Annotated in this window: 21 protein-coding genes and 1 tRNA gene; 7 read left to right on the plus strand and 15 right to left on the minus strand. The window is 49.2% G+C overall.

Annotated features, from left to right (window positions below):
• From FP815_09465 to FP815_09500, 8 genes are all read right to left on the minus strand, one after another.
• Window positions 1–329, minus strand: a 329-nt coding sequence (locus tag FP815_09465) for a 2Fe-2S iron-sulfur cluster binding domain-containing protein (GenBank protein ID MBA3015166.1), incomplete at its 3' end; no start/stop codon positions are given.
• Between the two features lie 228 nt (window positions 330–557).
• On the minus strand, window positions 558–4130 hold the full coding sequence (nifJ, locus tag FP815_09470) for a pyruvate:ferredoxin (flavodoxin) oxidoreductase (GenBank protein MBA3015167.1): 3573 nt from the start codon (window positions 4128–4130) through the stop codon (window positions 558–560).
• 107 nt (window positions 4131–4237) lie between these two features.
• Window positions 4238–4744: a 5-(carboxyamino)imidazole ribonucleotide mutase gene (gene purE / locus FP815_09475; GenBank protein MBA3015168.1), complete on the minus strand. Its 507-nt coding sequence runs from the start codon at window positions 4742–4744 to the stop codon at window positions 4238–4240.
• Window positions 4745–4880: 136 nt separating this feature from the next.
• Complete coding sequence (locus FP815_09480; protein MBA3015169.1) at window positions 4881–6656, minus strand: phosphoenolpyruvate carboxykinase; 1776 nt, start codon at window positions 6654–6656, stop codon at window positions 4881–4883.
• Between the two features lie 294 nt (window positions 6657–6950).
• Complete coding sequence (locus FP815_09485; GenBank protein ID MBA3015170.1) at window positions 6951–7319, minus strand: DUF2294 domain-containing protein; 369 nt, start codon at window positions 7317–7319, stop codon at window positions 6951–6953.
• A gap of 159 nt (window positions 7320–7478) precedes the next feature.
• Window positions 7479–7566: transfer RNA gene (locus FP815_09490), tRNA-Leu, on the minus strand.
• A 125-nt stretch (window positions 7567–7691) separates the two neighbouring features.
• Window positions 7692–8663, minus strand: a complete 972-nt coding sequence (locus FP815_09495; GenBank protein ID MBA3015171.1) for a hypothetical protein — start codon at window positions 8661–8663, stop codon at window positions 7692–7694.
• A 343-nt stretch (window positions 8664–9006) separates the two neighbouring features.
• Window positions 9007–9426 carry an IS30 family transposase gene (locus tag FP815_09500; protein MBA3015172.1) on the minus strand — a complete coding sequence of 140 codons (420 nt, stop codon included), beginning with the start codon at window positions 9424–9426 and terminating at the stop codon, window positions 9007–9009.
• A 209-nt stretch (window positions 9427–9635) separates the two neighbouring features.
• On the opposite strand from FP815_09500, the gene FP815_09505 reads away from it, so the two are divergent.
• A complete protein-coding gene (locus tag FP815_09505) occupies window positions 9636–11042 on the plus strand; it encodes a cyclic nucleotide-binding domain-containing protein (protein MBA3015173.1) in 1407 nt (468 codons plus the stop codon).
• Between the two features lie 164 nt (window positions 11043–11206).
• Here the strand turns inward: FP815_09505 and ybgF are convergent, their stop codons facing one another.
• Genes ybgF through tolQ form a run of 5 tightly spaced genes read right to left on the minus strand, consistent with a single transcriptional unit; the run spans window position 11207 to window position 15750 of the window.
• Entirely contained in the window at window positions 11207–12187 is a 981-nt protein-coding gene (gene ybgF / locus FP815_09510; GenBank protein MBA3015174.1) for a tol-pal system protein YbgF, read from the minus strand.
• A 10-nt stretch (window positions 12188–12197) separates the two neighbouring features.
• Complete coding sequence (tolB, locus tag FP815_09515) at window positions 12198–13490, minus strand: Tol-Pal system beta propeller repeat protein TolB (protein ID MBA3015175.1); 1293 nt, start codon at window positions 13488–13490, stop codon at window positions 12198–12200.
• A 2-nt stretch (window positions 13491–13492) separates the two neighbouring features.
• Entirely contained in the window at window positions 13493–14623 is a 1131-nt protein-coding gene (locus tag FP815_09520; protein ID MBA3015176.1) for a cell envelope integrity protein TolA, read from the minus strand.
• Window positions 14620–15039: a protein TolR gene (gene tolR / locus FP815_09525; GenBank protein ID MBA3015177.1), complete on the minus strand. Its 420-nt coding sequence runs from the start codon at window positions 15037–15039 to the stop codon at window positions 14620–14622. Before tolR ends, FP815_09520 begins: the two co-directional genes overlap by 4 nt.
• 12 nt (window positions 15040–15051) lie before the next feature.
• Entirely contained in the window at window positions 15052–15750 is a 699-nt protein-coding gene (tolQ, locus tag FP815_09530) for a protein TolQ (protein ID MBA3015178.1), read from the minus strand.
• 347 nt (window positions 15751–16097) lie between these two features.
• On the opposite strand from tolQ, the gene FP815_09535 reads away from it, so the two are divergent.
• The 5 genes from FP815_09535 (at window position 16098) to FP815_09555 (ending at window position 20882) form a co-directional block, all read left to right on the plus strand.
• The gene (locus FP815_09535) at window positions 16098–17348 is read left to right on the plus strand and encodes a M48 family metallopeptidase (GenBank protein MBA3015179.1); all 1251 of its coding nucleotides are present in this window, start codon (window positions 16098–16100) and stop codon (window positions 17346–17348) included.
• Between the two features lie 3 nt (window positions 17349–17351).
• On the plus strand, window positions 17352–18221 hold the full coding sequence (locus FP815_09540; protein MBA3015180.1) for a DUF2156 domain-containing protein: 870 nt from the start codon (window positions 17352–17354) through the stop codon (window positions 18219–18221).
• 353 nt (window positions 18222–18574) lie between these two features.
• The gene (locus FP815_09545; protein MBA3015181.1) at window positions 18575–19009 is read left to right on the plus strand and encodes a hypothetical protein; all 435 of its coding nucleotides are present in this window, start codon (window positions 18575–18577) and stop codon (window positions 19007–19009) included.
• Window positions 19010–19378: 369 nt separating this feature from the next.
• Window positions 19379–20212 carry a GntR family transcriptional regulator gene (locus FP815_09550; GenBank protein ID MBA3015182.1) on the plus strand — a complete coding sequence of 278 codons (834 nt, stop codon included), beginning with the start codon at window positions 19379–19381 and terminating at the stop codon, window positions 20210–20212.
• Window positions 20213–20519: 307 nt separating this feature from the next.
• Window positions 20520–20882: a PilZ domain-containing protein gene (locus FP815_09555; protein ID MBA3015183.1), complete on the plus strand. Its 363-nt coding sequence runs from the start codon at window positions 20520–20522 to the stop codon at window positions 20880–20882.
• Between the two features lie 309 nt (window positions 20883–21191).
• Here the strand turns inward: FP815_09555 and FP815_09560 are convergent, their stop codons facing one another.
• Both FP815_09560 and FP815_09565 read right to left on the minus strand, forming a co-directional pair.
• Window positions 21192–22037 (minus strand): hypothetical protein, encoded by an 846-nt coding sequence (locus FP815_09560; protein ID MBA3015184.1) that lies wholly within the window; start codon window positions 22035–22037, stop codon window positions 21192–21194.
• 71 nt (window positions 22038–22108) lie between these two features.
• On the minus strand, window positions 22109–23347 hold the full coding sequence (locus tag FP815_09565; GenBank protein ID MBA3015185.1) for a hypothetical protein: 1239 nt from the start codon (window positions 23345–23347) through the stop codon (window positions 22109–22111).
• Between the two features lie 386 nt (window positions 23348–23733).
• On the opposite strand from FP815_09565, the gene FP815_09570 reads away from it, so the two are divergent.
• Window positions 23734–24078 carry a hypothetical protein gene (locus tag FP815_09570; GenBank protein ID MBA3015186.1) on the plus strand — a complete coding sequence of 115 codons (345 nt, stop codon included), beginning with the start codon at window positions 23734–23736 and terminating at the stop codon, window positions 24076–24078.
• Window positions 24079–24084: the final 6 nt, after the last annotated feature.

The raw sequence follows: 24084 nt of genomic DNA on the forward strand, positions 1-24084 counted from the left end.
AGATTACAGGGAGACTTGCAGTCGCCAAAATGGGTCTGGGCAAGCGCTGCCAGTCGCTCCTGACGGATTTTTTTGAGTTCTGGGCTGTCGGTGGTTACTACCAGGCCTTCGGAAATAAGAGTGGAGCAGGAAAGCACCGGTTTTGAAAGTCCCTCCACTTCGACAATGCATAGCCCGCATGACTCTGTTGATTTGTTGCCACGCACCTGACAGAGGCTGGGGATTGTGATGCCGGTCTGGCGCGCTGCTTCCATGATGGTGATCCCAGAAGGAACGTGTGTTTCAATAGTGTTTATCCTTAGAATCGTCTGTGTCATCACATCTCTCATGCAGGTTAAGGGCCTCAGTCAAAATAAATCATCCCATCTTGCTTGTCTTTCCGGTAGTCTTCTTCGTCCCGGTAACAGTTACATAGCGCTGCTATGCGCCTGTTGCCGCTCCTCGAATACGATCGGAAATCCTGCGCAATATTGGGACAATTTATTACGACCGAGGCCCTAAGAAAACAGAGGGGCTGGTGCAGCCCCTCTGCGGTGGGCGGAATTTACAACAACAGATTATTTTTCCGGTTCAAGGGCCGCAGCGCGTCCCGTGAGGAATTTCCAGCCTTTTTCCACGTCGTGTTGGGCCTTGGCCATCAGTTCGTCGAACATGGTGGGGTTGGTGAGTTTCAGCGCCCGGTAACGGTTCTCGTTCATGGCATACTCGGCAAAGGGTATGGCTGGCGCCTTGCTGTCGATGGTGAGCGGGTTAGCGCCTTCCATCTCTAGTAACGGGTTATAGCGGTAGAGCGGCCAATGTCCGCATTCCGTGGCCTTTTTCTGCTGATCAAGCCCTTTTGTCATATTGATGCCGTGGTTGATGCAGTGAGAGTAGGCGATGATCAGGGATGGCCCGTTATAGGCCTCGGCTTCGTTGAAGGCCTTGACCACTTGGGCAGGGTTCGCGCCCATGGCCACCTTGGCTATGTAAACGTTGCCGTAAGTGGCGAAGATCATGCCGATATCTTTTTTGGGCATCCGTTTGCCGCCAGCCGCAAATTGCGCGGTTGCTGCCCGTGGGGTTGATTTTGACATCTGGCCGCCGGTGTTGGAGTAGACTTCAGTGTCCATGATCAGGACATTGACGTTCTCTCCAGAGGCCAGGACATGATCCAGACCGCCGTAGCCGATGTCATAGGCCCAGCCGTCACCCCCGAAGATCCACACCGATTTTTTCACCAGGTAGTCAGCCACATGCAGCAACTGTTTCATTCTCGGCGCCGTGCTCGATTCCAGGACCTTCTTCAACTCGGCTACCCGTGCACGCTGAGCCTCGATCTCCATCTGAGTGGTTTGTGGTGAGTTGAGCAGGTCCCACTTCAAGGTGTTGCCGATGACTCCGGTTGTCTCAGCTTCCTCAAGGAGTTCAGAAGCTTGCGATCCTAACTTGTTGACGGTTTGGCGCATGCCAAGTCCGAATTCGGCATTGTCTTCAAACAGGGAGTTGGCCCAGATCGGTCCCCGGCCATCGTCCCGTTTGCAGTAAGGTGTTGTTGGCAGATTGCCGCCGTAGATGGAGGAACAGCCGGTGGCGTTGGCGATCATCATCCGGTCGCCGAAAAGCTGGGTGGCCAGTTTGATGTACGGGGTCTCTCCACAGCCCACGCAGGCGCCAGGGTATTCGAAGAGTGGACGGAGCAGCTGACTGCCCTTGATGGTGGCCGGATTGAGTTCGGTGTAATCAAGCTCAGGCAGAGAGAGGAAAAATTGATAATTAACGGATTCGCGCTGCCGGACTTCTTCGGTATTGGTCACCATTTGCAAGGCTTTATCTTCTGTCTTGTTGCCTGCGGCATCCTTTTTGCGGGCCGGGCAGACTTGGAAGCAGTGGCTGCAGCCATTGCAGTCCTCGGTGGACACTGAAATGACGAATTTGCGGTCATTAAATTGTTTACCAACGGCTCCAGCGCTCTGGAAGGTGTTCGGTGCTCCGGTAAGGGCATTTTGTGGGACGATTTTCATGCGAATCGAAGCATGGGGGCAGACCAGAGAACATTGGCCACACTGGATGCAGGTCTCTGCGTCCCATATTGGTACTTCAACGGCGATATTCCGTTTTTCGTACTGGGTGGTGGCGGTAGGCCAGGTGCCGTCGCATGGCATTTGGGAAACTTTGATCTCTGTTCCCTTGCCTTCGATCATCTTAGCGGTGACTTCTTTGACAAAGGCCGGGGCTGCCGCCGGGACTGTAAGAGGCAGCTCGTGTCCGGTGATTGCGCTTGGGACAGCTACGGCAACGATATTGTTTACTGCCGCATCCACGGCGCCATAATTCATAGTAACTACTTTGTCGCCTTTGACCCCGTAGGTTTTTTTGATGGCTTCCTTGATTTTGGTTATGGCCTCGTCTTTGGTGATGACGTTCGAGATCAGGAAGAACGCAGTCTGCATGATCATGTTGATGCGGGCGCCAAGGCCAATGGCAGCAGCAAGTTTTAAGGCGTCGATGATGTAGAATTTAAGCTTTTTGTCGATAATCTGTTTTTGGATTCGAGCCGGAAGCTGATTCCAGACTTCATCCTTGCTGAAAGAGGAGGTGAGCAGAAAGGTGCCGTTATCCTCGATATTGGCCAGCATATCGTATTTATTAAGGAAGGTGAAGTTGTGACAGGCGATGAAGTTGGCCTTGTTGATGAGGTACGGGGCCATGATTCTGTTTTTACCAAATCGTAGATGGCTGGTAGTGATGGAGCCGGACTTCTTCGAATCGTATACAAAATAGCCCTGGGCATTGTTGTCGGTCTCGGTGCCGATGATCTTGATGCTATTTTTGTTGGCGCCTACGGTGCCGTCCGCACCTAAGCCGTAGAACATGGCCCGACACACATCGCTGCCCTCGATGTCAAAGGACTTGTCGTAATTAAGGCTGGAAAAGGCCACGTCATCATTGGGGCCTACGCAGAAATGGTTTTTGGCAGAGGCTGAGCTCATATTGTCAAATACTGCTTTGACCATGGCTGGGGTGAATTCGGCAGAGCCCAAGCCGTAGCGACCGGACAGAACCACCGGCGCCAGCGTTAGAGTTCCGTTGTCCTGTGCTTCGCCCATCACGGTGCGGACATCCAGGTATAGAGGTTCGCCTGCGGCACCCGGCTCTTTGGTGCGGTCGAGTACGGTGATACGTTTTACCGAATCGGGCAGGGCGCCGAGAAGAGCGCTGGCATCAAAGGGTCTGAAGAGCCGCACCACGATCACGCCGACCTTGTCTCCTTGGGCTACTAGATATTCAACCGTGGCCTGCACGGTCTCGGCGCCGGAACCCATGATAATGATCACATTCTCGGCATCGGCAGCGCCGAAGTAATCAAAGAGGTGATACTGACGACCGACGATAGAGGCGAACTTGTTCATTGTTTCTTGGACAATCTCCGGGACTGCCGCATAGAATTTGTTGACAGTCTCGCGACCGGTAAAATAGACATCCGGGTTCTGGGCGGTACCCCGCATCATCGGCCGGTCAGGGGATAGTCCACGTTTGCGGTGCTCAATGATCAATTCATCATCGATCATGGCCCTCATGTCGTCTTCCGTCAACTGCTCGATCTTCTGAATTTCATGAGAGGTCCGGAAGCCGTCGAAGAAATGCATGAAGGGGATGCGGGATTTGAGTGTTGCCTGGGTGCTGATCAGCGCCATGTCTTGGGCTTCCTGCACGTTCTGAGAGCCAAGCATGGCCCAACCGGTCTGGCGGGCTGCCATGATATCACTATGGTCGCCGAAAATGGACAACCCTTGGTAGGCCAAGGAACGGGCGGTGATGTGAAAGACCGTGGGAGTCAATTCGCCAGCGATCTTGTTCATGTTGGGCAAGAGCAACATCAGCCCTTGGGAGGCGGAAAAGGTGGTGCAAAGGCTGCCAGTGGTGAGAGAACCGTGGATCGATCCCGCCACACCGGCTTCGGACTGCATCTGACTCACGGCTGGAACTGAGCCCCAGATATTTTTTTGTAGGGCATTTGCTTTGTCATCCGATTCAGCGGACATGGAAGACGAGGGGGTGATGGGGTAGATGGTGATGATTTCGCTGGTTGAATAGGCGACATGGGTGCAGGCCTGATTGCCGTCGATGGTGACCATTTTGCGGGACATAACTGTTCTCCTTTGAAGATTTTATTTCGATGGTGTTGGTAAGTGGATTGTTTACTGCTGTCACCGAAGCTGTGACAGCAGCGAAGTGGTGATGATAATGACCGACACTATGAGGTCTTTTGTTCTTTTTTCAGTTCGTCTGATTTCTTTTGCAGGGACTTGCGGGTGTCTTCTCTGAAAGTGTCAAGATTCCTGGCGATTTCAGGATACTTGATGGAAAGTATTTCACAGGCCAGATATGCTGCGTTTTTTGAGCCATCGATAGCCACCGTGGCCACTGGAATCCCTGGGGGCATCTGCACTGTGGAATGCAGGGCGTCAACTCCATTCATGGGGCCAGAGGCCAGTGGCACCCCGATCACCGGTAGGGTCGTGTGTGCTGCGATGACTCCTGCCAGATGTGCGGCCATGCCGGCTCCTGCGATGATAACTTCCAGGCCGCGCTCTCTGGCTGTGCGTGCGTACTCGGCTGTCTTGTCCGGTAATCGGTGGGCGGAACTGATGTCCATTTCAAAGGGAACGCCCATTTCATCAAGGACGGTCCCTGCTTTTCTCATTACCGGCAGATCGCTGTCGCTTCCCATTAAGATTCCGACAAGTGGTTTTTGTGTCATTGTGTTCACCTTACGATTGTGTGTTGTTTGAAAGTTGTTGTTTTCGGTTAATGTCCCAGTAATCACGGGGAGTGATACACGTGATGCGTTTGTTTCAAGCGTGTAGATGTTTACAGAGCGTCCGTTGTTGCCTAAGTTAATTTGATGTTGCGTCGATCAGTTCTAACAGCGCCTTGGCCGCGTATTGAGGGCCGGTGCTCTCATACCCGCCAATGCCAAGCCTGGTGCGCAGTTCGCCGACAAATACCCCTTGTTGAAATGCTTTTTCAAAAACATTAATGGCAAGTTTTTCATGTAGTTCACGGTACTGAGGCGCTCCAAAAATATTGGCGAAATAGGTGTGTCCCAAACCGGTGGAGGTGGTGGTACCCTTGGCCATTACCGCACCGTTTCGGAAGACATTAAGGGCGTGCCCCGCAGAGTTAAATTGTTCAATGATCGGATGTTCTTCGTCCACTTCTTCGTAATTGTTGGCGTAGAGCAGAAAATCAATGGCATCGCCGTGCAGGACTTCATCAATGGTGGTAACCGGTAACACGACTCTCGCGTTAACCTTTTGCGGACTCATGATGATCGCTCGGTCAATCTGGCCGAAGGCGTATCCTTGCTGCAGGTCGTCCAGTCGGATAAAAGCGCCGATTTCAGTGCCATAGCCAATCACTCTGCCCTGTAGGTCGCTTTCCAGGGAACCCATGTCGTCTGCGATGATCACCATCTCCTGGACCAGATCTTCTCCCAATATTCGGAGGGCTTCCAGTGATTCAGATTTGCCAGCGGCCGTATCTCCGATGATCAGAAGAGTGGCCGCTTTGCCCCCTTTGAGCAGGATGCGGACCATTGCTCCATGGAAAGGCAACCGACCTCGCTTCATCATCACGATATTGTGGAGTGTCAGGATCATTTTTTTCAAATAGCCGAAATAGCCGAAACGCTCCTCCAGGGGAACTGCCGCCGTAAGGAGGTTGTTTTCCTGGTCATCAAAGAAAACGGTCGGCAGGTCGCCAAAACGTGCCATGTGGTCGGGCGGGGCGCCAAAAATGTAGATGGCCTCGGGTCCTGCTGCGATTTGTTCGTTGCTTGCCAGTTCAAATAAGTTGGCAAGGGAAAATCCGAGTCCCATGAATCTGCGGTGGAAATAGACGAAGATTGTCAAAGGTCCGACTTGGGCCGGATAACAGAGCCACTCTTTGTCTGAGAGCTGTAGTCCGGTGATGGGATTTTCAGTAGCAGCCTTAAACTGACCGGTGCGTGTATTCATGGGAGGATCTAAGATCAGGGGAGGGGCGAACCAGACCTGGCGGATAAAAGGAACATCCGCCAGCGCTTTTTGGTAGATGGATGGCAGGGAGCACTTCTTGGGGACTGCGATTACACCTGCGTCGAAGCCTGCGGCGACATGCCGGTAGACTCTGGGGTGGCTACCGGTAATGTTTTCGCACATGTCCCGATAAAGCGAACGTATCTGGTGAGCTAAGGTGACGAGGGAGTCATTGAATGCCCGGTATGGCCGCTGGTTGGAGCCGTCAGGCCTGGATTCGGCAAGAAGGACAATGTAACGGTCAAACGAGCGCCAATAATCGTACAATTTTTCAATAAATGAATGCATGGCCAGGCGGTGCTCATGACCTGTCAGAATTGTCGCTGACGGGAGAACCGAGGCCACCTGTTCGATGGGGTGTTCGCTGAGTGCGCGGAGAATATTGATCAGTTGCCGAAGGTCCCGCTTATTAGCCAAATCCGGACCCAGGTAATCGAGTAATGGGGAGTCGTTGCGACACAACTCTTCGACCAAGGTCTGCACGATGTCCGCAAAAACTTCGCTAGAAAGCAATTCTCTTTTAGATTCGCACACCTTGCCGTCTGAATAGATGATGCACTGCCGTCCTTCTCTGGCAAACGATTTGATGCTCATGATGCTTCTCCTGTCCGCTCGTTTTGCAAAAAAGCAAAAAAAAAAGGTCGAAAATCCCTGGTGTCCCAGCGATCTTCGACCTCGTATTTCTTTCGTGCCCATGTCTGGGCCCGATTGAACTTGTTGTCGTTATGTGTTTCGACCGAAAGTGATCCTCACATTCTTGGCAGGTAGAGTGAGTGATCTGATTCTGACAGGCCCTGTTCTTCAGCCCCTCAGATTTCTGTCTGATTATGCTTTATAAAATACCTTTGTTTTTCAGGATGTCAATTTGAAAAAAGTGAGGGCTTGAAATTATTCGAATCCAGTGGGGGCAGAGAGGGTGAAAAGGATGATTCTCTCTCCAGTTACAGTGCTGATATCCGTGTGCAGACTTTTGACTTTTTGTCCGGTAATTGATTCCACTACGGCTTCCAGTAGGGGCCTGCCTTTTTCCAGAAGGGCAATTCGAACCTGTTTGATCAATTCTCGGCCGTTGCTCATTTCACCTGGTTTGGAAAGTTGGTGCTCCGCCTGAGTGAGCACACCTTTGAGGCGGACTAGTATTAGGTCACCGATAATATAGGTCTTGGTTTCGAGGGGGCCTCTACCCATGAACTCTTTTTCAAACTTGATGATGGCCTCACTGATGTCAGCCTCAACCTGTCCTTTTGTTCTGGTCATTCTTCGTGTCCTCCATATGCTGAGACCATAGCTGCTACCAAGCAGAAAGGCAATATCAATAGTCAGGGCATAGAGTCACGGATCTGAGTCGAAACGATCAAAAATGCTATGTATCACAAAAAATGGGCTAACCAATTTCTTGGAAAGCCCCGTATTTGTTGGTGCCCGGGACGAGAATCGAACTCGTACAGCAGCGAGTGCCGAGGGATTTTAAGTCCCTTGCGTCTACCAGTTCCGCCACCCGGGCAATTTGTTGAATACTCGATAATTGTTGGCTTTATACTCTCTTTTTGAAAATAGATCAACTTACGATTTTTGTCGATTCTGTCCTAAGTTTTTAGGACTGTTTTTTGTGGGTTATTTTGATATTCTTTACAGCCATCTAATTACACTTTTTTTCATGTCTATTTGGAATGGGTGCTTTTTTAGAAACGCCATACCTAATAGACCGTTGTGATCTCCATCTTGTTCGTTATGAATATATGAGGTGGTTGCTACAAAGTTTTCTTCTCTGTGCGGGCCTACTTCTAACGCATCAAATTGGATAATTGCGTTTTCTATTTTTCTTCCATCTGCAACTATTGAGTTACCCTTCCCTAAGAAGTTAGGCTGTATTTTTTGTGCTATCGAATAGTGGATAAGTGTTTGTCCACATCCGGTGTCTACTAATAGAGTCAATTGATATCGAGTACCATTGTTTTCTATTATTGCTGGTATCAATATCGCATTGTTTTTTATGATAACTCGTGTTTCCTTTTCGATTCTATTTTCTGATCTCTGTGAAGTGCCTTGTTTTATTACGTTTATCCTTTCGTTTGTAAAATGTCTTGTTCCATTTTTACCTTCCCATGTGTAAATAATTTCTTCACCGCTGGTCCACGATACTTTATTTCTTTTGTCGGAAAATTTATCTATTGCTTCAGGTGATTTCTTAATTATCGTTTCTTGTGTTTTAATTCTTTTTGGTTTTGATTCTATTGGGATTCTTGTTTTATACTGCTTGATTGCACTAAATGTTGATGCCACTCCTATTGCAATTAATGCAACGATCATACATTGTGCTATATTTTCTTGGAAAATAAATAAGTTAAATATATTATTTTTTTTCTGTTCATTCTTGTTTATGTTATTTTTGAAAAACTCATTATTCTCGCTTGGGTTTAGTTCTTTTTCGTTAATATGTTTTTCAAGTTCAGTTTTCTGTAATTCATTTTTTTCTTCTTCTCTTTTTTTATATTTTTGAAGTAAGTTACTTGAATCTTTATTCCCATATTTTATTAACGTGCATATTACAGCAATGGTAATTCCTATTATAATGATCATTATAAAAAGAAGTTCTAACATGCAATTGTCCTCTTTGTTTTTTGTAAATTATGAATAAAAAGGTCCAATTTTGCATTTGTTGTTTTTTGATATTATTTTTTTTGTCGCTACAGATTAAACCATTGCTTAATCTTTTTTTCTGGAACTCCCATTCTTTTTTGGGTCTTTGTCACGTTTGCAGAAAAAAAGAGGGGGTGCTAGGCCAAATATAAGCCATATTAGATGGTTACCACACCAAATCTGATATGGAGATTTCAACAATGTCACGCACCCCCTCTTTTCGCCCATTATACAACTTTCTTGGCTGGGTAATCCAGGAGATAAAATTTAACACTGAACTCGTTATGGTTAGACTGAGACGGGATCATCGACTTAAGATTATTTTAGGACGGTCATCGATGCTGATTCTGTTCTTCAGCGTTCCACTACGTTCCTGGCCGCTTCCATAGCGTTTTCGGTAGCGCTTTTGGCTGTTCAAGTGAAGCCATAAATCACCTTTGGCACGCTTGTCATTATATACATGCATGTAGATGGTTTCGTGACTGATTTTCAACGTTTTCTCCATAACCATGCGACTGGAGACTTGTTCAGGGCTTAATTTATCTCTTATCAATACATCAACTTGAGCCCAGTCTTCAGGGGGAAACTTGTTTGCATTATGGCAAGCCAAGCGATGTGTTACGTATTTTTCCTGAGCCTGTTTTGGGCGCCAACCCCGCTCACCAACGTTTCGTCTTAACTCACGTGAAATTGTTGATTTGTGGACCTTTAATGCATCAACAATCTCAGTCTGACAAAAATCCTGCTTTCTTCAGTCCATAAATCTGGTACCATTGCTCAATGGTGAGCTGGTTGTAGTGTCTCTTCGTACTCCTTTTACTTGGGCGTTTAAGAAGCCTGGATGCTACACAAGCTTGTCTTCTTAAACTCTATAAAAGTTGCACTTCGTTCTTGAATCCACGAATATTAATTATCTGCGCCACGGGAGATATTTTGACTCAACAACAGCTTGTTATTCTTCAAGATGCCCTCAATGGTCTCTTGCGTGGTGAATATAAAGTCTTGCTCGATCCCGGCATTACCACTCCACTGCCTGAGACTATCCTTCGCCTCATCAATAATCATAAAACGCCGGTCGTCGATAAGCTCCTGGAACAGATCCAGCGTGCCTCAGGTAGTGGAGATGCGGATATCCGCCAGGCTGCCTCATTTTGTCTGGTGCGTATTGCCACCAGGCTGGCCATGGCAGGGCAGTGGGACGTTTTGGACAAAAGTGTTGCGTGTTTACTTACTATTGCCGGTAATTTGAGATATCCTGACCAGTTGCGGGATGAGGCTAATAGCGCGTTGCAGATGGCGCACGCCCGGCAAATCGATGGGGGGAAATCGGAGGCAGCAGCGAAAGAAAAGATGGACCCACTGACCTCGCGGGAAGAGCAGATATTCGAATTGGCAGCCAAGGGGAATAAGGATGTGGCCAAGGAACAGCTTTTTGATCTGGTGGTCGCCTGTGCTCGAAAAAAAGACTTTTTCAATGCGGAAAGGCTACGGGATCGGATTTACGAGATCGATCCTATGGCGCTCATGGAGATCATCCAGTCCGGTGACGTCATTGAGGCGGAAAAAGCAGGGGCTATCAGCAAAGACCTCCTGGCGATCTGGGCTAAGCTTCTCACCGTGCTCTCTTTGGAGGAGTTCAACTCCCTCTATTGTGAGATGGAAGAACGGAGTTTCAAGCCGGAGGAGATGATAGTTACCCAAGGTGCGAACAATGATGAGCTTTTTTTCATCAATCACGGCAGCGTCAGGGCGTCCTACGCGGGAGGCGACAAGGAGATGCTCCTGAAGAATTTGGGCAGTGGTGAAATTGCCGGGGAGAATTTTTTCAACGCCTCGGTGTGGACCGTGTCCTTGACCGCTCAGCAGCAGACCTCCATCTTGGCGCTCAATCGGGACAAGCTCTCTCGTCTAGAGCAACGGATTCCTGGGATCGAATCCAAACTGATCGATTATTACAACAAGTACAGTGATATCTCTGCCGCAATAAAGAGAAAGGGCATGGATCGTCGAGTTCATGAACGGTTTAAGGTTGAGAGCAAGATCCAGCTACAAATTATTGATGACAAGGATCGCATCTTGAGCAGCTTTCGGGGGGCGATGACCGACATCTCTCAAGGGGGGCTATCCTTTTGCATCCGGATTGCCAAGAAGGAGAGTAGCCGACTGCTGTTGGGCAGAAGTATCAAGGCGAGTATCCCGGTCACTGGCAGCCCGGATGAAATCCTGCAGGGTACGGTCATCGGGGTGCAAGTCGTTGACCTGGTTCTGAGCGATTACTCTGTTCATGTAAAATTTAATGATGAATTGTCCGGTAACGACCTTAAATCCTTCCTGGTTTGATCCGTCCTACTCCCTATTTCGCAAGCAAGCGTCCATTAAAATCAAATAGGCACAAAAAAAGGACAGTACAAAACTGTCCTTTTTTTGTGCCTACGAATGTTCTGGGGTAACAATATCCCCAAGACCTTGTTCTCACAGTGCCGCCACTTGGGCGGGACTGATTTTTACTTGAAGGAATCAAGTCTCTTTTTGGCGGTCTCAACTTGATCGCTCTTTGGGTACTCTTTGAGAAGCTTGTTGTAGACGATCTTGGCGGTTTCGTTATCCTTGAGCTTCTCAAAGGCCAGGCCCTGCTTGAGGAGGGCAGAGGGGGCCTTGCTGTCGGTGGGATAGTCGGCGATCACCTTTTGGTACTCCAGGATGGCCAATTCAAATTCCTGCTGGTTATAGTAGCAGTCGCCGAGCCAGAATCTGGCGTTGGGCGCCATTTTCCCCTTTGGATGTTTACTGAGATAGTCACTAAAAGTTCGATATGCCTCGTTGAATTTACTGGAGCGGAAGAGTTCCAGTCCCTTGTCGTAGATCGCCTTGCCAGGATCGCCGGGGGTGGCAGCTTCAGCATCGTCCGCTATTTGTGGTTTCGCCTCCTCAGTTGGCTTTTTTTCTGGGCTGGGTGTTTTTTTGGGGTCAGTGGCGGTCTGCTCGGGTACTTCCATTTTGGTGGGTGGCGGGACATCGACAGATGGCTTGGTGATGGGTTTACTTGGGGCTACTATTGCGAGTCCGGATGTCTGCCCAGTTTTTAGAGCCGAAGTGTTCTGATTAACTTGGTCGCCTAGGGCAGCAACCTGTTGGCTCAACTCATCAATTCTTCTTTGCAGGCCGCTGTCTGCCTGGGAGGACCTGGACTGGCGACTGTTATTTTCCATCTGTCCTTTTAACCGCATGATTTCGCTGTTCAAACGATCAATGTTATCGGCCATCTCCGCTTGTCTGGCTTGGATCTGATCTAAGGGATTTTCTGGCCCGGCGCTTCCCCCTAAGCGGTTGACGGTTTTGCCGAGTTGAAAGACCTGATTGTCTAGGTTGCGGATCCGCAGGTCCAGACTGTTGACATCCTGGGAGGGGACGCACTGGACCAGCAGCGGGCTTGTTAAGAGAATGAAAGTGGTGGTACGTAAGGTTTTGAGCATGATCAACTCCATTGTGAGCGGATTAATAGGGGAGGCGGGGTGACCACTGCGGGTAAGTCTGGGTGCCCTTCATCGGGAACAGGGTGGTCAGCCCTTGGCCTTTAAGGAAAATGCGACACAACTCTTTGTTGGCGCCTTGGCCACGGGAGAGGACTATCTGCCGGCCATCAGGCGACCAGGAGGGGGATTCGTAGTTCCCCCAGTACTGGGTTAATTGGGTAGGCTCGCCGCCTTCCGGGCTGATGATAAAGAGTTGGTATCCGTTGTCTGTGAGGGCGGTGTAGGCGATGAGGTCACCCTTGGGAGACCAACTGGGGGTGGTGTTTTCCTTGCCAGAGAAGGTGAGGCGCTGCACCTGACGGCTGCCCATATCCATGATATAGATCTGCGGATTACCGGTGCGGTCGGAGACAAAGGCAAATCGTCTTCCGTCAGGAGACCAGGATGCCGAGCAGCTGATCCCCTGGTTTTTAGTGAGACGCTCAAGGATCTTGCCGGTGGTGGCCATGAGGTAGAGGTCGGAGTTGCCGTCCTTGCTCAGAGTCGTGATCAGGCTTTGGCCATCGGGGGACCAGGCAGGGGCCATATTGAGTCCTTTTTGCCAGGAGATGGCCTTGGTCGTCTTATCCTGGGAGAGATCGGTGATGTAGAGGTTGGGGTTGTTGCGGTGGTATGAGGTGTAGGCCAGGCGACCACCGTCAGGAGAGAATCGCGGAGAGATGCAGAGCCCGTTGTGGCGGGTGACCTGACGGATATTGTCACCTAGGACATCCGCCAGATAGATCTCTTTTTTACCGGTCTTGTCGGAGACAAAGGCGATCTTGGTGTTGCTGACGCCTTGGTCGCCGGTAAGTTGAAAGATGATCTCGTCGCTTAACTTGAGGACGGTGGTGCGGGCTTTATTCGCCGGGGTTCGATACCGTTTGCCAGCGATCATCTTATTGCCTTGGGTGTCCATAAGCTTGGCTTCGATAACCATTTCGTTTCCTTCGGTGCCATAGCTGCCAAAAATGACATAATCTGCACCGAGGGCGCTCCAGTTGGCATCACGGCGGTTCTGATGTGATGATGCTGGAACTACAGAGATAAAACCGTGAAAGACGAGCGCTTTGGCCATCAGGTCAGTTATCTTTTGGCCCTTTTCGGTGATGACACCAGACGTTGTTGAATCAGTGAATGCCGGGATGGCTATCGATAATTTTTTGGCGTCGGCCGAGGTAATGTCAAGGTAGACCCGGGCCTCACCTCTGGAGGGGGAGAGCAGGGTAATGAAGGTGAAAATGGCTGAAAGGATGAAGATAAAATGTTTATTCATAGTTAAAAGAGTCCGCTGGGCCTGAATTTCAGGCCGATTTCAAGTTGATTTTCTTTGAGGTCTGATGGAAATGGAGGCATGGGAAGCGCAGCTTGGATCGATTTTTCCACATAGTGGTCGAAAGAGCTGTTGCCGGAATTTTTTTCGAAAAAAGTTTCGACAATGGTCCCATCCCGATTGATTATAATGACCGCAATGGCCTCCAGATTGCTATCCCGGTCCTGGGTATCGGGGAGAGCCCAGTTGCTGTGAATCTTTCTGGAAATCGCAATATAATACTTCTTTAACGCTTCATCAAGCTGGGATGATGGGCCGCCACCTGTGCCAGAGGAAGAGACGCCTCCGCTATCAGCGCCACCGGCCCCTGGAGAGGCCTCGCTGGCAGTTTCTTCTGCTGTTGGCTTTGCTGTGGCGATGTCGTGCAGTGAGTCCCTCAGTCTTGCCAGTTTGTCTTTAACCGCTTGATTTTCCTGACGCTCGGCCACCCGGGCCTTTATGCGCTCAAGGGATTTAAGAATTTTGACGTCCGCTTTGGCCGCGGTAGTGTCGGGCTTGGGAGTATCCTTTTTGGGTTTCTCAACCGGAGTATCCGGTTTTGTTTTCTCGGCAACTTTCTTTTCTGGTTCTATCTTTTTCTTAACATTTTTCGGGCTTAATGAAATGGCTTTTTCCGGCGCTGGTTCAGGTTTCGGTTTCGGCGGTTCCGGTACCGGCTCAGGCTTTGGTTCTGGTTTCGGTGGTTCCGGGATGGGTTCCGGTTTTGGTGGTTCGGGTGGCGGTTCCGGTGGTGTGGGTTCTGGCTCTGGTGGTTCAGGAGGTGGCGGCGGTGCAACCTCTTTTTTGGGCTCAGGTTTAGGCGCTTCCTTTTTTTGTTCAGGCGAGGGAGACGCCTTCTTGGTGACGGCATTGGCCGAGCGTTTTGGGCCTGAGGAGGCAGGGAGATTGAGTTCTCCTGCGTCAAAAAGGTTGATAGTCTGGACATCAGGTATTTCTCGCCGGGGAAAGAGAAATGTAGGCGGAAATACGATCAGAAGGAGCAGCGCCACATGGAGGACAATGGCCAGGATGAGGGGGAGTTTCCACTGGTCTTCGTTGTCTTCTGGGCGATGGCTGGAGACATCGGGTTTAATCATTGCCGATCTTCAGGCTGGGTAACCATCCCAAGTTTCAGGAATCCGGACTCTTTGATATCAGCCATGACTTGGGCGACTATCCCGTATGGCACCTCCTTGTCGGCGCGCAGGAAGATCGGAATCTCAGTCCCTTGACTGGCTGCCAGCTCACTGAGCTGCTGCTGAAGGATTTTTCGGTCACCTTGGATTTGATTGAAGAAAATCCCCCCCTGCGGGTCAATGGTGATGACAATAGGTTTGTCGTCCTGTTTGAGGGGTTTTGATGTAGTTTGCGGAAGATCGACATCGACACCTTGATTCATCATGGGGGCGGTGACCATGAATATAATCAACAGCACCAGCATGACGTCAACCAGAGGGGTGACGTTAATGTCGGCGACAACCGCGCCTTTTCGTCTTGCGGATCCCATTCCCATGATCAGGCTCCGTCACACTTTAGCAATCAGGTCGCGCTCGACCAGATTCAGGAGGTCGGTGGAGAAGCGATGCATATTGTTTTCGAAATCATTAATCTGGCCGGTAAAATGATTGAAGAAGATTACTGAAGGAATTGCTACGGCAAGACCTGCTGCTGTTGCTACCAGGGCTTCCGAGATCCCAGGAGCGACAACGGCAAGTGAAGCCCCCCCCTTTTGGCCGATCTCCTGAAATGAGGTCATAATTCCCCATACCGTGCCGAACAGGCCGATGAACGGGGTTGAACTGCCGGCAGTGGCGAGGAAATTGAGCGCTCGACTGAGGCGCTCGGCCTCAGTGGTGGCGGCTTTTTCCAGGGCACGTTTGAGATTGTCCATCCCTGCAAGACGCATCTCAAACGTTTCATTGCCATCAGCACTGGAGGCCTTTGATTTGCTGATTTTTTGTAGTTCGCTGAATCCGGTGATGAAGATCTGTGATTCTGGGCTGAGCGGAGTTTTTTGGGCCGATCTGGCGGCTTCCGCCAGATTCTTGGATTTCCAGAAGGTTTCCAAAAAATCATCCGACTCCTGTCGTACCTTCTTGAACAGGATGAATTTCATGAAAATGATATACCAGGAGCCAATCGAAAAAATGACCAGGAGGAGCATGACGAACTTGACGACAAGTCCGGCATGAAGAAACATACTGATGATACTGAGGTCCTGCATTGCTATAACCTTATGATAGTGAGGTGGATGGGGGCTCTGACGTTCAGATGATGGTGGATTGTATGGCTGGCGGATTAGCTTGTGTAGCAGTATCGATGATGAATTTTCCGAGAATGATCTGTATTTATGTTAGCTCGCACACCCTACTCAAAGTCGTGAAACTTATCAAATGATTTTTTGCGTCTGGATGGAAAACCGAAGAAAAAGTCCTTGGAGCCAAAGGGTGTTGATGGGCGATGTGAGGTAAATAACCGCTTGACCGGTCGGGGAAAATTTGTCAAGCTCAGCCTAGGCAGCAGAGACTCTTGTTTGTTTTATTTTTTCTTCTTTAAGGGATGGTTTTTATTATGGTTTTTAATCAGTTCTATTGGCTTATCATCATTGCCCTGGTTGGTAATTTTCTGATTACTTCATGGGCAGACTGGCTTAATCTCAAGGCCCTTGATCCACAGCTTCCTGACGATTTTGCCGATGTCTATGAGGCGGCTGCATATGCTAAGTCTCAGCGTTACACCCGAGAGAAAACTCGATTTGGCTTGGTGGCATCCGGGATTGACCTGGTGCTGCTGCTGATATTTTGGCAGGCCGGGGGATTTAACTGGCTCGATTTCGTTGTGCGTGGGCTGGGTTTTGGTCCGGTGGTGAATGGGCTTATTTACCTGGGGGGACTTTTTGTGGTGAAAACACTGTTGGCGATCCCATTTTCACTGTACGAGACCTTTGTTCTGGAAGAGAAATATGGTTTCAACCGGACCACTCCTCGGACCTTTGTCTTGGATATGGCCAAGGGGGTTCTATTGGCGGCGATTCTGGGAGGCCCTTTGGTTGCCGCGCTGCTGTTCTTTTTTGAGTGGGCAGGGGGGGCGGCCTGGCTCTATGGCTGGGTGTTGACCACGGCCTTTATCGTTATTGTTCAATTTGTTGCGCCAACTTGGATCATGCCACTTTTTAACACCTTCACGCCGCTTGCCGATGGAGAACTACGGGAGAGGATCATGAACTACGCCAGGTCGGTTGGCTTTTCTCTAGAGAATGTCTTTGTGATTGATGGTTCAAAGCGCTCCAGTAAGTCAAACGCTTTTTTCACCGGGTTCGGCAGACACAAGCGGATCGCTTTGTTTGACACCTTGATTGCCCGGCATAGCGTTCCGGAGTTGGTGGGCATTCTGGCCCATGAGATTGGCCATTACAAAAAGCACCATATCGTGCAGGGCATGGTCATCAGCATTGCCCATCTCGGAGTGATGTTGTATCTGTTGTCGCTCTCTCTCGGCAGCCAAGGCTTATTTGATGCTTTTGGGATGTCGCACCGGTCCGTATATGGCGGCTTGGTGTTTTTCGGTTTGTTGCTGACTCCCCTGGAGCTGGCGCTGTCATTGCTTATGAATCGTCTGTCTCGGAAGAACGAATTCGAGGCTGATCGGTTCGCTTCGCAGACAACAGGAAGCGGCGAGGACTTGGTGTTGGCCTTGAAAAAGTTATCTGTTCATAATTTGGCTAACCTGACCCCCCATCCCTTCTATGTGACCCTGCACTATTCTCATCCGCCTCTGCTTGCCAGGATCGCTGCAATCCGGAGAGAGAACAGGGGGGCCTGAGGAGTGAGATTGGAATTTACTCCCATCACCTTGGATCGTCAGGATGAGTATCTGGAGCGACTTCAGGCCACGCCTCAGGCTGCTGCTGATTATAGTTTCGTCAATTTGTGGGCGTGGGCTGAGGAGTATGGCTTGACGTGGGCCTGGGATCAAGGATTGGTCTGGATCAGGCAGAGTGTGCCGGGACATGCCTTGTGGGGACCTGTGGGTCCTTGGGATGAGGTGGATTGGCAGTGGGTTATGTCCTGGCTTGAGGGTCAGCCCTTGGTCAGGCTTCCAGAGGAGTTGGCTATGCGTATGGTTCGCGCTCACTCAAAGGCCATGATCAAGACCAGCAGGTCCCACTGGGAGTACCTCTATTCGGTTCCGGAATTGATTGGTCTTTCCGGGAATCGGTTTCATGCTAAGATGAATTTGCTTCGGCAGTTTAAGGGCTCGTACCTTTGGTGTTACCAGCCATTAACAGAAGATCTGATTAAGCTAGTGCTTGAGATGCAGGATCAATGGTGCACCTGGCGTGATTGCGAGGCATCACCTGATCTTGCCGCCGAAGACCGGGCGATTGCCAAGGTTCTTGGGTCGTATGCCTCTTTGCGAAGCTTGCTGGGAGGGGTTCTGGTCGTCGATTCCAGGGTGGTGGCTTTTATCGTTGCAGAACCCTTAAGAGAAGATACTTTAGTCATTCATTTTGAAAAGGGAATGGGTGAGTACAAAGGTGTCTATCAGGCGATCAACCATGAATTTTTGGTAAAGAGTAGAGGGTTTGCTCTGGTGAATCGGGAGCAGGATCTCGGGAATGAGGGGCTGCGAAAGGCGAAAATGTCGTATAATCCAGTGGAGTTTCTGCGAAAATATGAGTTGCTTTGGCGGTGAAATTCCTGGTAACATGCCGTAAGTGAGGGTAGTAAATGTCGTATTTCTTCGAGAGTGCTGGACATGTGCTTTCGGGAAATTAACAGTGAGCCTCACGGGAAGATTACCTGGATGCCGAATTGACAGGTGTAACTGCTTAGGTTATCGGTTTACGGTTGACAGTTGACGGTGATTGGGTCCTGCTAATGGCTGAGGACTCACTGACATTGAGTGTCAAGCGATGATTTATGACTAACCATGATTCTTTTAACCGTAAACCGATAACTGATCACCGTTACCTGGTATTTACTGACAGGTTTTAATTAATTAATTGAGTCGTTTTGCGGCTAGTTTGGATGAGGATAGAAACGGATATGTCGGTAATTACAGGTGTGCAATACGGCAACAGGAAACGTAGGACGGTAATTTTTGTTGTTGCGTGCTGCCTTCTCCTCAATTTGAGCGCTTGTTCAGATAATAAGGGTGACGAAGCTCCCATTGGCGCAATCGGCCCGACTCAGTCTGCACCAGAGAAAAAGGCTGAGCCCCAAACACAGCCGGTCGATTCCACCCAGCCTTCAACAGTTTCACCTGACGGGGTATGTGCTTCTCTGGTTACTGCTAAGTGTGTTGAATGCCACAGTATGGCACGGGTCTGTGAGAAGCTTGGTAAAAAGAGCAAGTCTCGTTGGAGTCGGACCATTAATCGAATGATTGATCGGGGCGCCAAAATTAACAGCGATGAGATTGCTGCACTTCTTGATTGTTTGGATGGTAAAATCAGTAAGTCAGATGTTGTGTGCCAGTAGCATTTGTTGTCTCCACTAGCTCCTGTCTGCTTGTCACGTCCTTGCAGGCTTGAGTTACCTTAAGTGCTACATGAAGGCGCGCTGATTTTTGGGGAGCAGCAGGCGATGACCTTTACCTCATAAGGTGAGTAAATAAAACCAGGTTAGAACTTGATGGCGTCGCAAAAAGTGTGATCTACTGCGTCCCTGTCCAACACCAGCGGGGATTGAACTGAATTGCGTGGCGGTTTTGCTCGTTCGGCATACCATATGTATGGCCTCACTCACGAAACACACCCCGCGCATTGTATATCGCACCTTTTACTTAGCCATCCCCGGACTTTTTGTGAGATTGTCAGAACTTAACTCAAATTTTATAAGGAATCGTTCATGGTAGAACCAGGTATGATGAATCGGCTGATGGTGACCAAGATGGTCGATATCGGCGCTTTTCTTGATGGTGAAAATTTAGGGAGGATCTTGCTTCCGCTACGGGCAGTTCCGCCCGATTGCCTGATAGGGGCCATGCTTGATGTGTTTGTTCATTATGACATGGAGGGTCGGTTTGTCGCCACAACTCGTAAGCCTTTGGCTTTTCCTGGAGAATTCGGGTACCTGAAAGTTGTCAAACTTACCCCTCTCGGCGCTCTATTGGATTGGGGGCTTCATCATCAGCTGCTCGTGCCTACTAGGGAACAGAAACAGGCGATGCAGGAGGGGAGATCCTATTTGGTGCGAGTTATCCATGACCCTAACAGTAAGCGCATTATTGCCTCGTCCAAAGTTGATCAGTATCTGGATCAAGTTCCTCCGAATTATGGCGCGGAACAGGAGGTCGATCTTTTGATTGGCGCTCATACCGACCTGGGATACAAGGCTATCGTCAATAACTCTCACTGGGGTGTGCTCTACGAAAATGAGGTGTTTCAGCCGCTGAAAAAGGGGGATCGGTTATCGGGTTTTATTAAAAAAGTTCGGGATGATCAGAAAATCGATTTGAGTCTACAGCCTCCCGGTTATGCTAAGGTAGACAGCCTGACGGAAAAGATACTTGACCAATTGAAACGACATGACGGATTTATGGCTGTCAATGATAAAACTCCACCTGAACTTATCTATCAATGGTTCGGTGTCAGCAAGAAAAATTTTAAAAAGGCGATTGGCGCTCTGTACAAGAAAAAGATTATTCGGCTGGACAAAGACGGTATTTGCCTGACATCATGAGCGAATTCTTTTATGATTCACTGTTGAAAAGGTAACTATCCACCTTCTGACCCAGAAAGGTGCCGAAGCCCAGAACCGCAACTGTTCAGCAGTGCCGCAGATGCTAGGCATCGGCCTGCGAGGTGTGCTTTTCGCACATGAGCAGGCCGATAACAACGCAGATGTGGCACTGCTGGACTGTTACTTGAAAAGTAGTATTTTCAGCCGAAGCATATTTTCGTTTGACAGCTATTCTTCCAAATTTCTATACTAACAGATAGGAGACATTCTTTAGTGAGGGATTGTTATTAGAAACGGAGAGGGGAACATGAAGCAAGCAAATGAACGGCGGTGTCAACCGCGATATCGATTAGGAGAGGGTGCCATTGCTGTGTCCGCAAACAACCCGGGACATATTCAGAATATCAGTATGGGTGGACTGTCATTTGTTTATTTGCATAGCGAGGAACAAGTTGTTGCGGGGGATTGTGTTGATATCCTGGATGGACAGAATGATTTTTTTATGGAGGCTATTCCATGCCGTACCGTGTCTGAAAAATTGCTGATTAATGAATCCTCATTCAGCATGATCAGAATGGTGCAGCGTTCTTTGGAGTTTGGCCAATTGAGCAAGGCACAAAAGGTCCAACTTGAGGCTTATATTGTTCAGCATTCCACCGCATATGCTTAGTCTGATGGTCTCACAAAAAGTCACGGGATGTCTAAGCAAAAGGGCCGACATACAGGTAAGCGAGCGAAGAGAGACTCCGAGGCGCAGTGTGCTTTTACGAATGAGGCCACACATATGGTGTGCCGAATGAGCAAAAGTGCGCTGCAACGCAGTAGGTCGGGATTTTTGCGACGCCATCAGTCTGTTTGGTGGTGAATGAATGAAGTAGCGTGGATCACAAAAGAAGTATAGAGCGCACATAAAAAAAGGCCCGACAGGAAGATTTCCTGTCGGGCCTTTTTTTATGTGCGCTCTACTGGCAGCAGCGGTTTAGTGCTTTTGGATATATTTGAACATGGTGATGATAATAGAAACTACCAGGATTGATCCCGTGGTGACGACAAAGATACCGAAGACTGTAGCCAGTCGTTTCAACCAGGCTGCAGGCGCTCTCCGGGTGGTCATTTTGTCCAACTCTCCGGATTTGACGAGCTGATCGTATTCTCGAGGGCGTTCGTGTTTTAGTTCATCTACTGTAATTGAGCCAACAAATATGACTGGATCCAGGGGGAATTTCTCTGGACGAAGATGAGTGTTGTAGAAGTGGATGGTAAAGATAAAGCCGGATGCTAAAAGGGCCTCGTCGCTGTGAATAATAGTGGCAATGTTGAGCCAGTAACCGGGGAAAAAGAGTGAGAACTGTTCAGGAAACCACAGGGCAAGGCCCGATGAACCGATGACTGCAATACCCCAGAAGACGGCCATAAAGTCAAATTTTTCCCAGTAGATCCATCTTCCGTAGTAGGGACGTTTGCCGCCGAAGAACCACTTGAATGTTTGGATCATCTCCTTGGCATCGTTTAAGTTTGGAACTAGGCCTTCCGGATCGAGGATATACTCGAACAGGCCTTTCTCTGATTCCTTCCAGGTAGTGTAAAGCAGGATCATGGTGAGGAAAAAGTAGAAAAATGTGATCACAGCACAGAAACGGTGAAGTGCGCCGAGCACGGCAAAACCACCGAGTAAATTGGCGATCTGTCCAGCCCAGTCTTCCATGGCGAATTTGAGTGCCATACCTGTCACTGCCAGGGTCAGGAAACTGATAATGATCAATAGATGAATGAATCTCTGAAAGACGGAAAATCTTTCCACATACAGCGTTTGTGTCTTGGCCATGTCTGTGTCCTTATTTCTATGTGTTGAAGGGCAAGTTAATAATATTTGTTGTTACAGCTTCTTTGTTTGGGTCAGTGGCCTTTGGTTATGGCCTTGATCCGTTCAACCATGGAGCGCGGTACCCAGAGGATGGTGTGCAGTCCGAAGAATCCGAAGGTGCCGACGAGAAGTCCGGTCATGGCCCAGAAGGTATAGAAGAGATACGGGTATTTATCTTTATCCGAGTGAGTGGCGTGAGTTAAATAGGTGGTAAAGCTCTGGTTGGCCTTGGGGTGGCAAGGTGAGCAGGTCTTGACGATATTTACGGTGTTGATTGCCGATGTCGGGTCCTGCGCTGGCATAATGTTGTGCGAACCATGGCAATCCGAACATTTGGCAGTGCTCTCGCCACCTCTCAGCATAGAGGCTCTGCCGTGGTAAGTCTCCAGGTAGGTTTCGGTTTCGTGCTCATGGCAGTTGCCGCATTGCTGGGCGATAATCAGGCGGAAATCCTTTTTGTCGACCTGCGCGATAGAGTGGTCGGTGTGGCAGTCGGTACAAACTGGCAGCTTTTTATCTGTTTTGGTGACCAGAGGGCTGTGAACAGATTTTTTGAATTGCTCAACAATGCCGACATGGCACTTGTTGCAGGTGTCGAGGATGTTGTCACGATTGACGCTTGAGGTCGGCTCGCTGGCTTTCTGGACATCATGGGCAGTATGACAACTGCTGCAGACAGCGGTAACGATCAACCCGTCTTCAAATAAACCTTTACCATGAACTGACATAGAGTAGTTTTGGGTGATGTTGTGTTTATTTAACTCATGGGTGGTTGTCATGGTCGATCCTTCCTGGTGACAGCGCCCGCAGGTATATGGGATGTTCAGGGGATAGGTGGTGGAAAGTCGGTCTGAGGGCTTTCTTATATCATGCTTGGTGTGGCAGTCGCTACAAAGGGGGGCATATTTATCGCCCTTGGCCATGGCGACACCATGGGCGCTATTCGCGTAAATTTTATTAACTCCATCATGGCAGTTAGAGCAATCGACCGGACTCATTGGGTACGGGTGTTCATCTCCGGCGACTTCAGCTTCAATATGACAGGAGACGCAGCCATTTTCAGCATGCACAGTTTCCTTGAAGGCTGCTTCGTCTACGAAGAGGCTGATGGTGTTGCCATCCTTTTGGGCGGTCATGGCTGTGTCGCTGTGGCAACCGATACAGTCATCGTTGGTCAGCGCATAGGCGCTGCCGGCTGTCAGGCTGAGAGTGCTGAGCAGGATAGCAAGTGATGTTCCGGCCCAGGAAAACAGTGTGTCCTTGTGACTCATCGGTGAGACCCTCCGTGCGATTGAAATGGAAAAAATGTTATTCTTAATATTGATGATGAATATCTTGTAAAGTGGTTGTAGGCGTTGAAGCAAAAAATAGTATTTTATTTGGAGCAATTCAGAATAATGCTCTCATGTGATCGGCATTGAAATCCTATTCTGCCTTTGCAGGGATAATCCGTAATCGAAAAAATCCTTTATTGGAGCGGAATAGGAAGATTGCTAGCACCAGGTATTGGTTCAGTATCTTTGAGTTGGGCTATTTAAGCGGATGATGCCATGAAACGCAAGAAAAAATGAATCATTACTCATTATTTCTTGCCGACTGGTAAGAAATCCTTTAGATGGAATGGCATTGAGAGTAGTGTCAAGAGAGAGATTCGTCAATGGAGACGGCAACTGATGAGGTGGATATGGGTATGATCAACCAGGGGAAAGGACAAGAGCCGATTCCTGTGTATACAAAAGTTGGCTGGGTTATGGCCTGGGTGGTGATGTTTGTTATTGGGGCGATGATTTTACGCAATTGTGCCACCTCTGTAATTTATGGGCGAAAAACCAACCAGCAGCAGGTTGAAACGTATTATAAGCTCGGGATAACCGATGGAACTTCTGGGCAAGGACCCATGCTTCGTGATGAAGCGGTGAAGAATCCTGTGTTGCGGAAGGCCTACAGTAAAGGCTACCGTGAGGGGGTGGACAAGGGTCGTCAAACGCAGATCAGTCAGTGATACTCA

The sequence above is a fragment of the Desulfobulbaceae bacterium genome, assembly GCA_013792005.1.
Classification (GTDB): Bacteria; Desulfobacterota; Desulfobulbia; order Desulfobulbales; family VMSU01; genus VMSU01.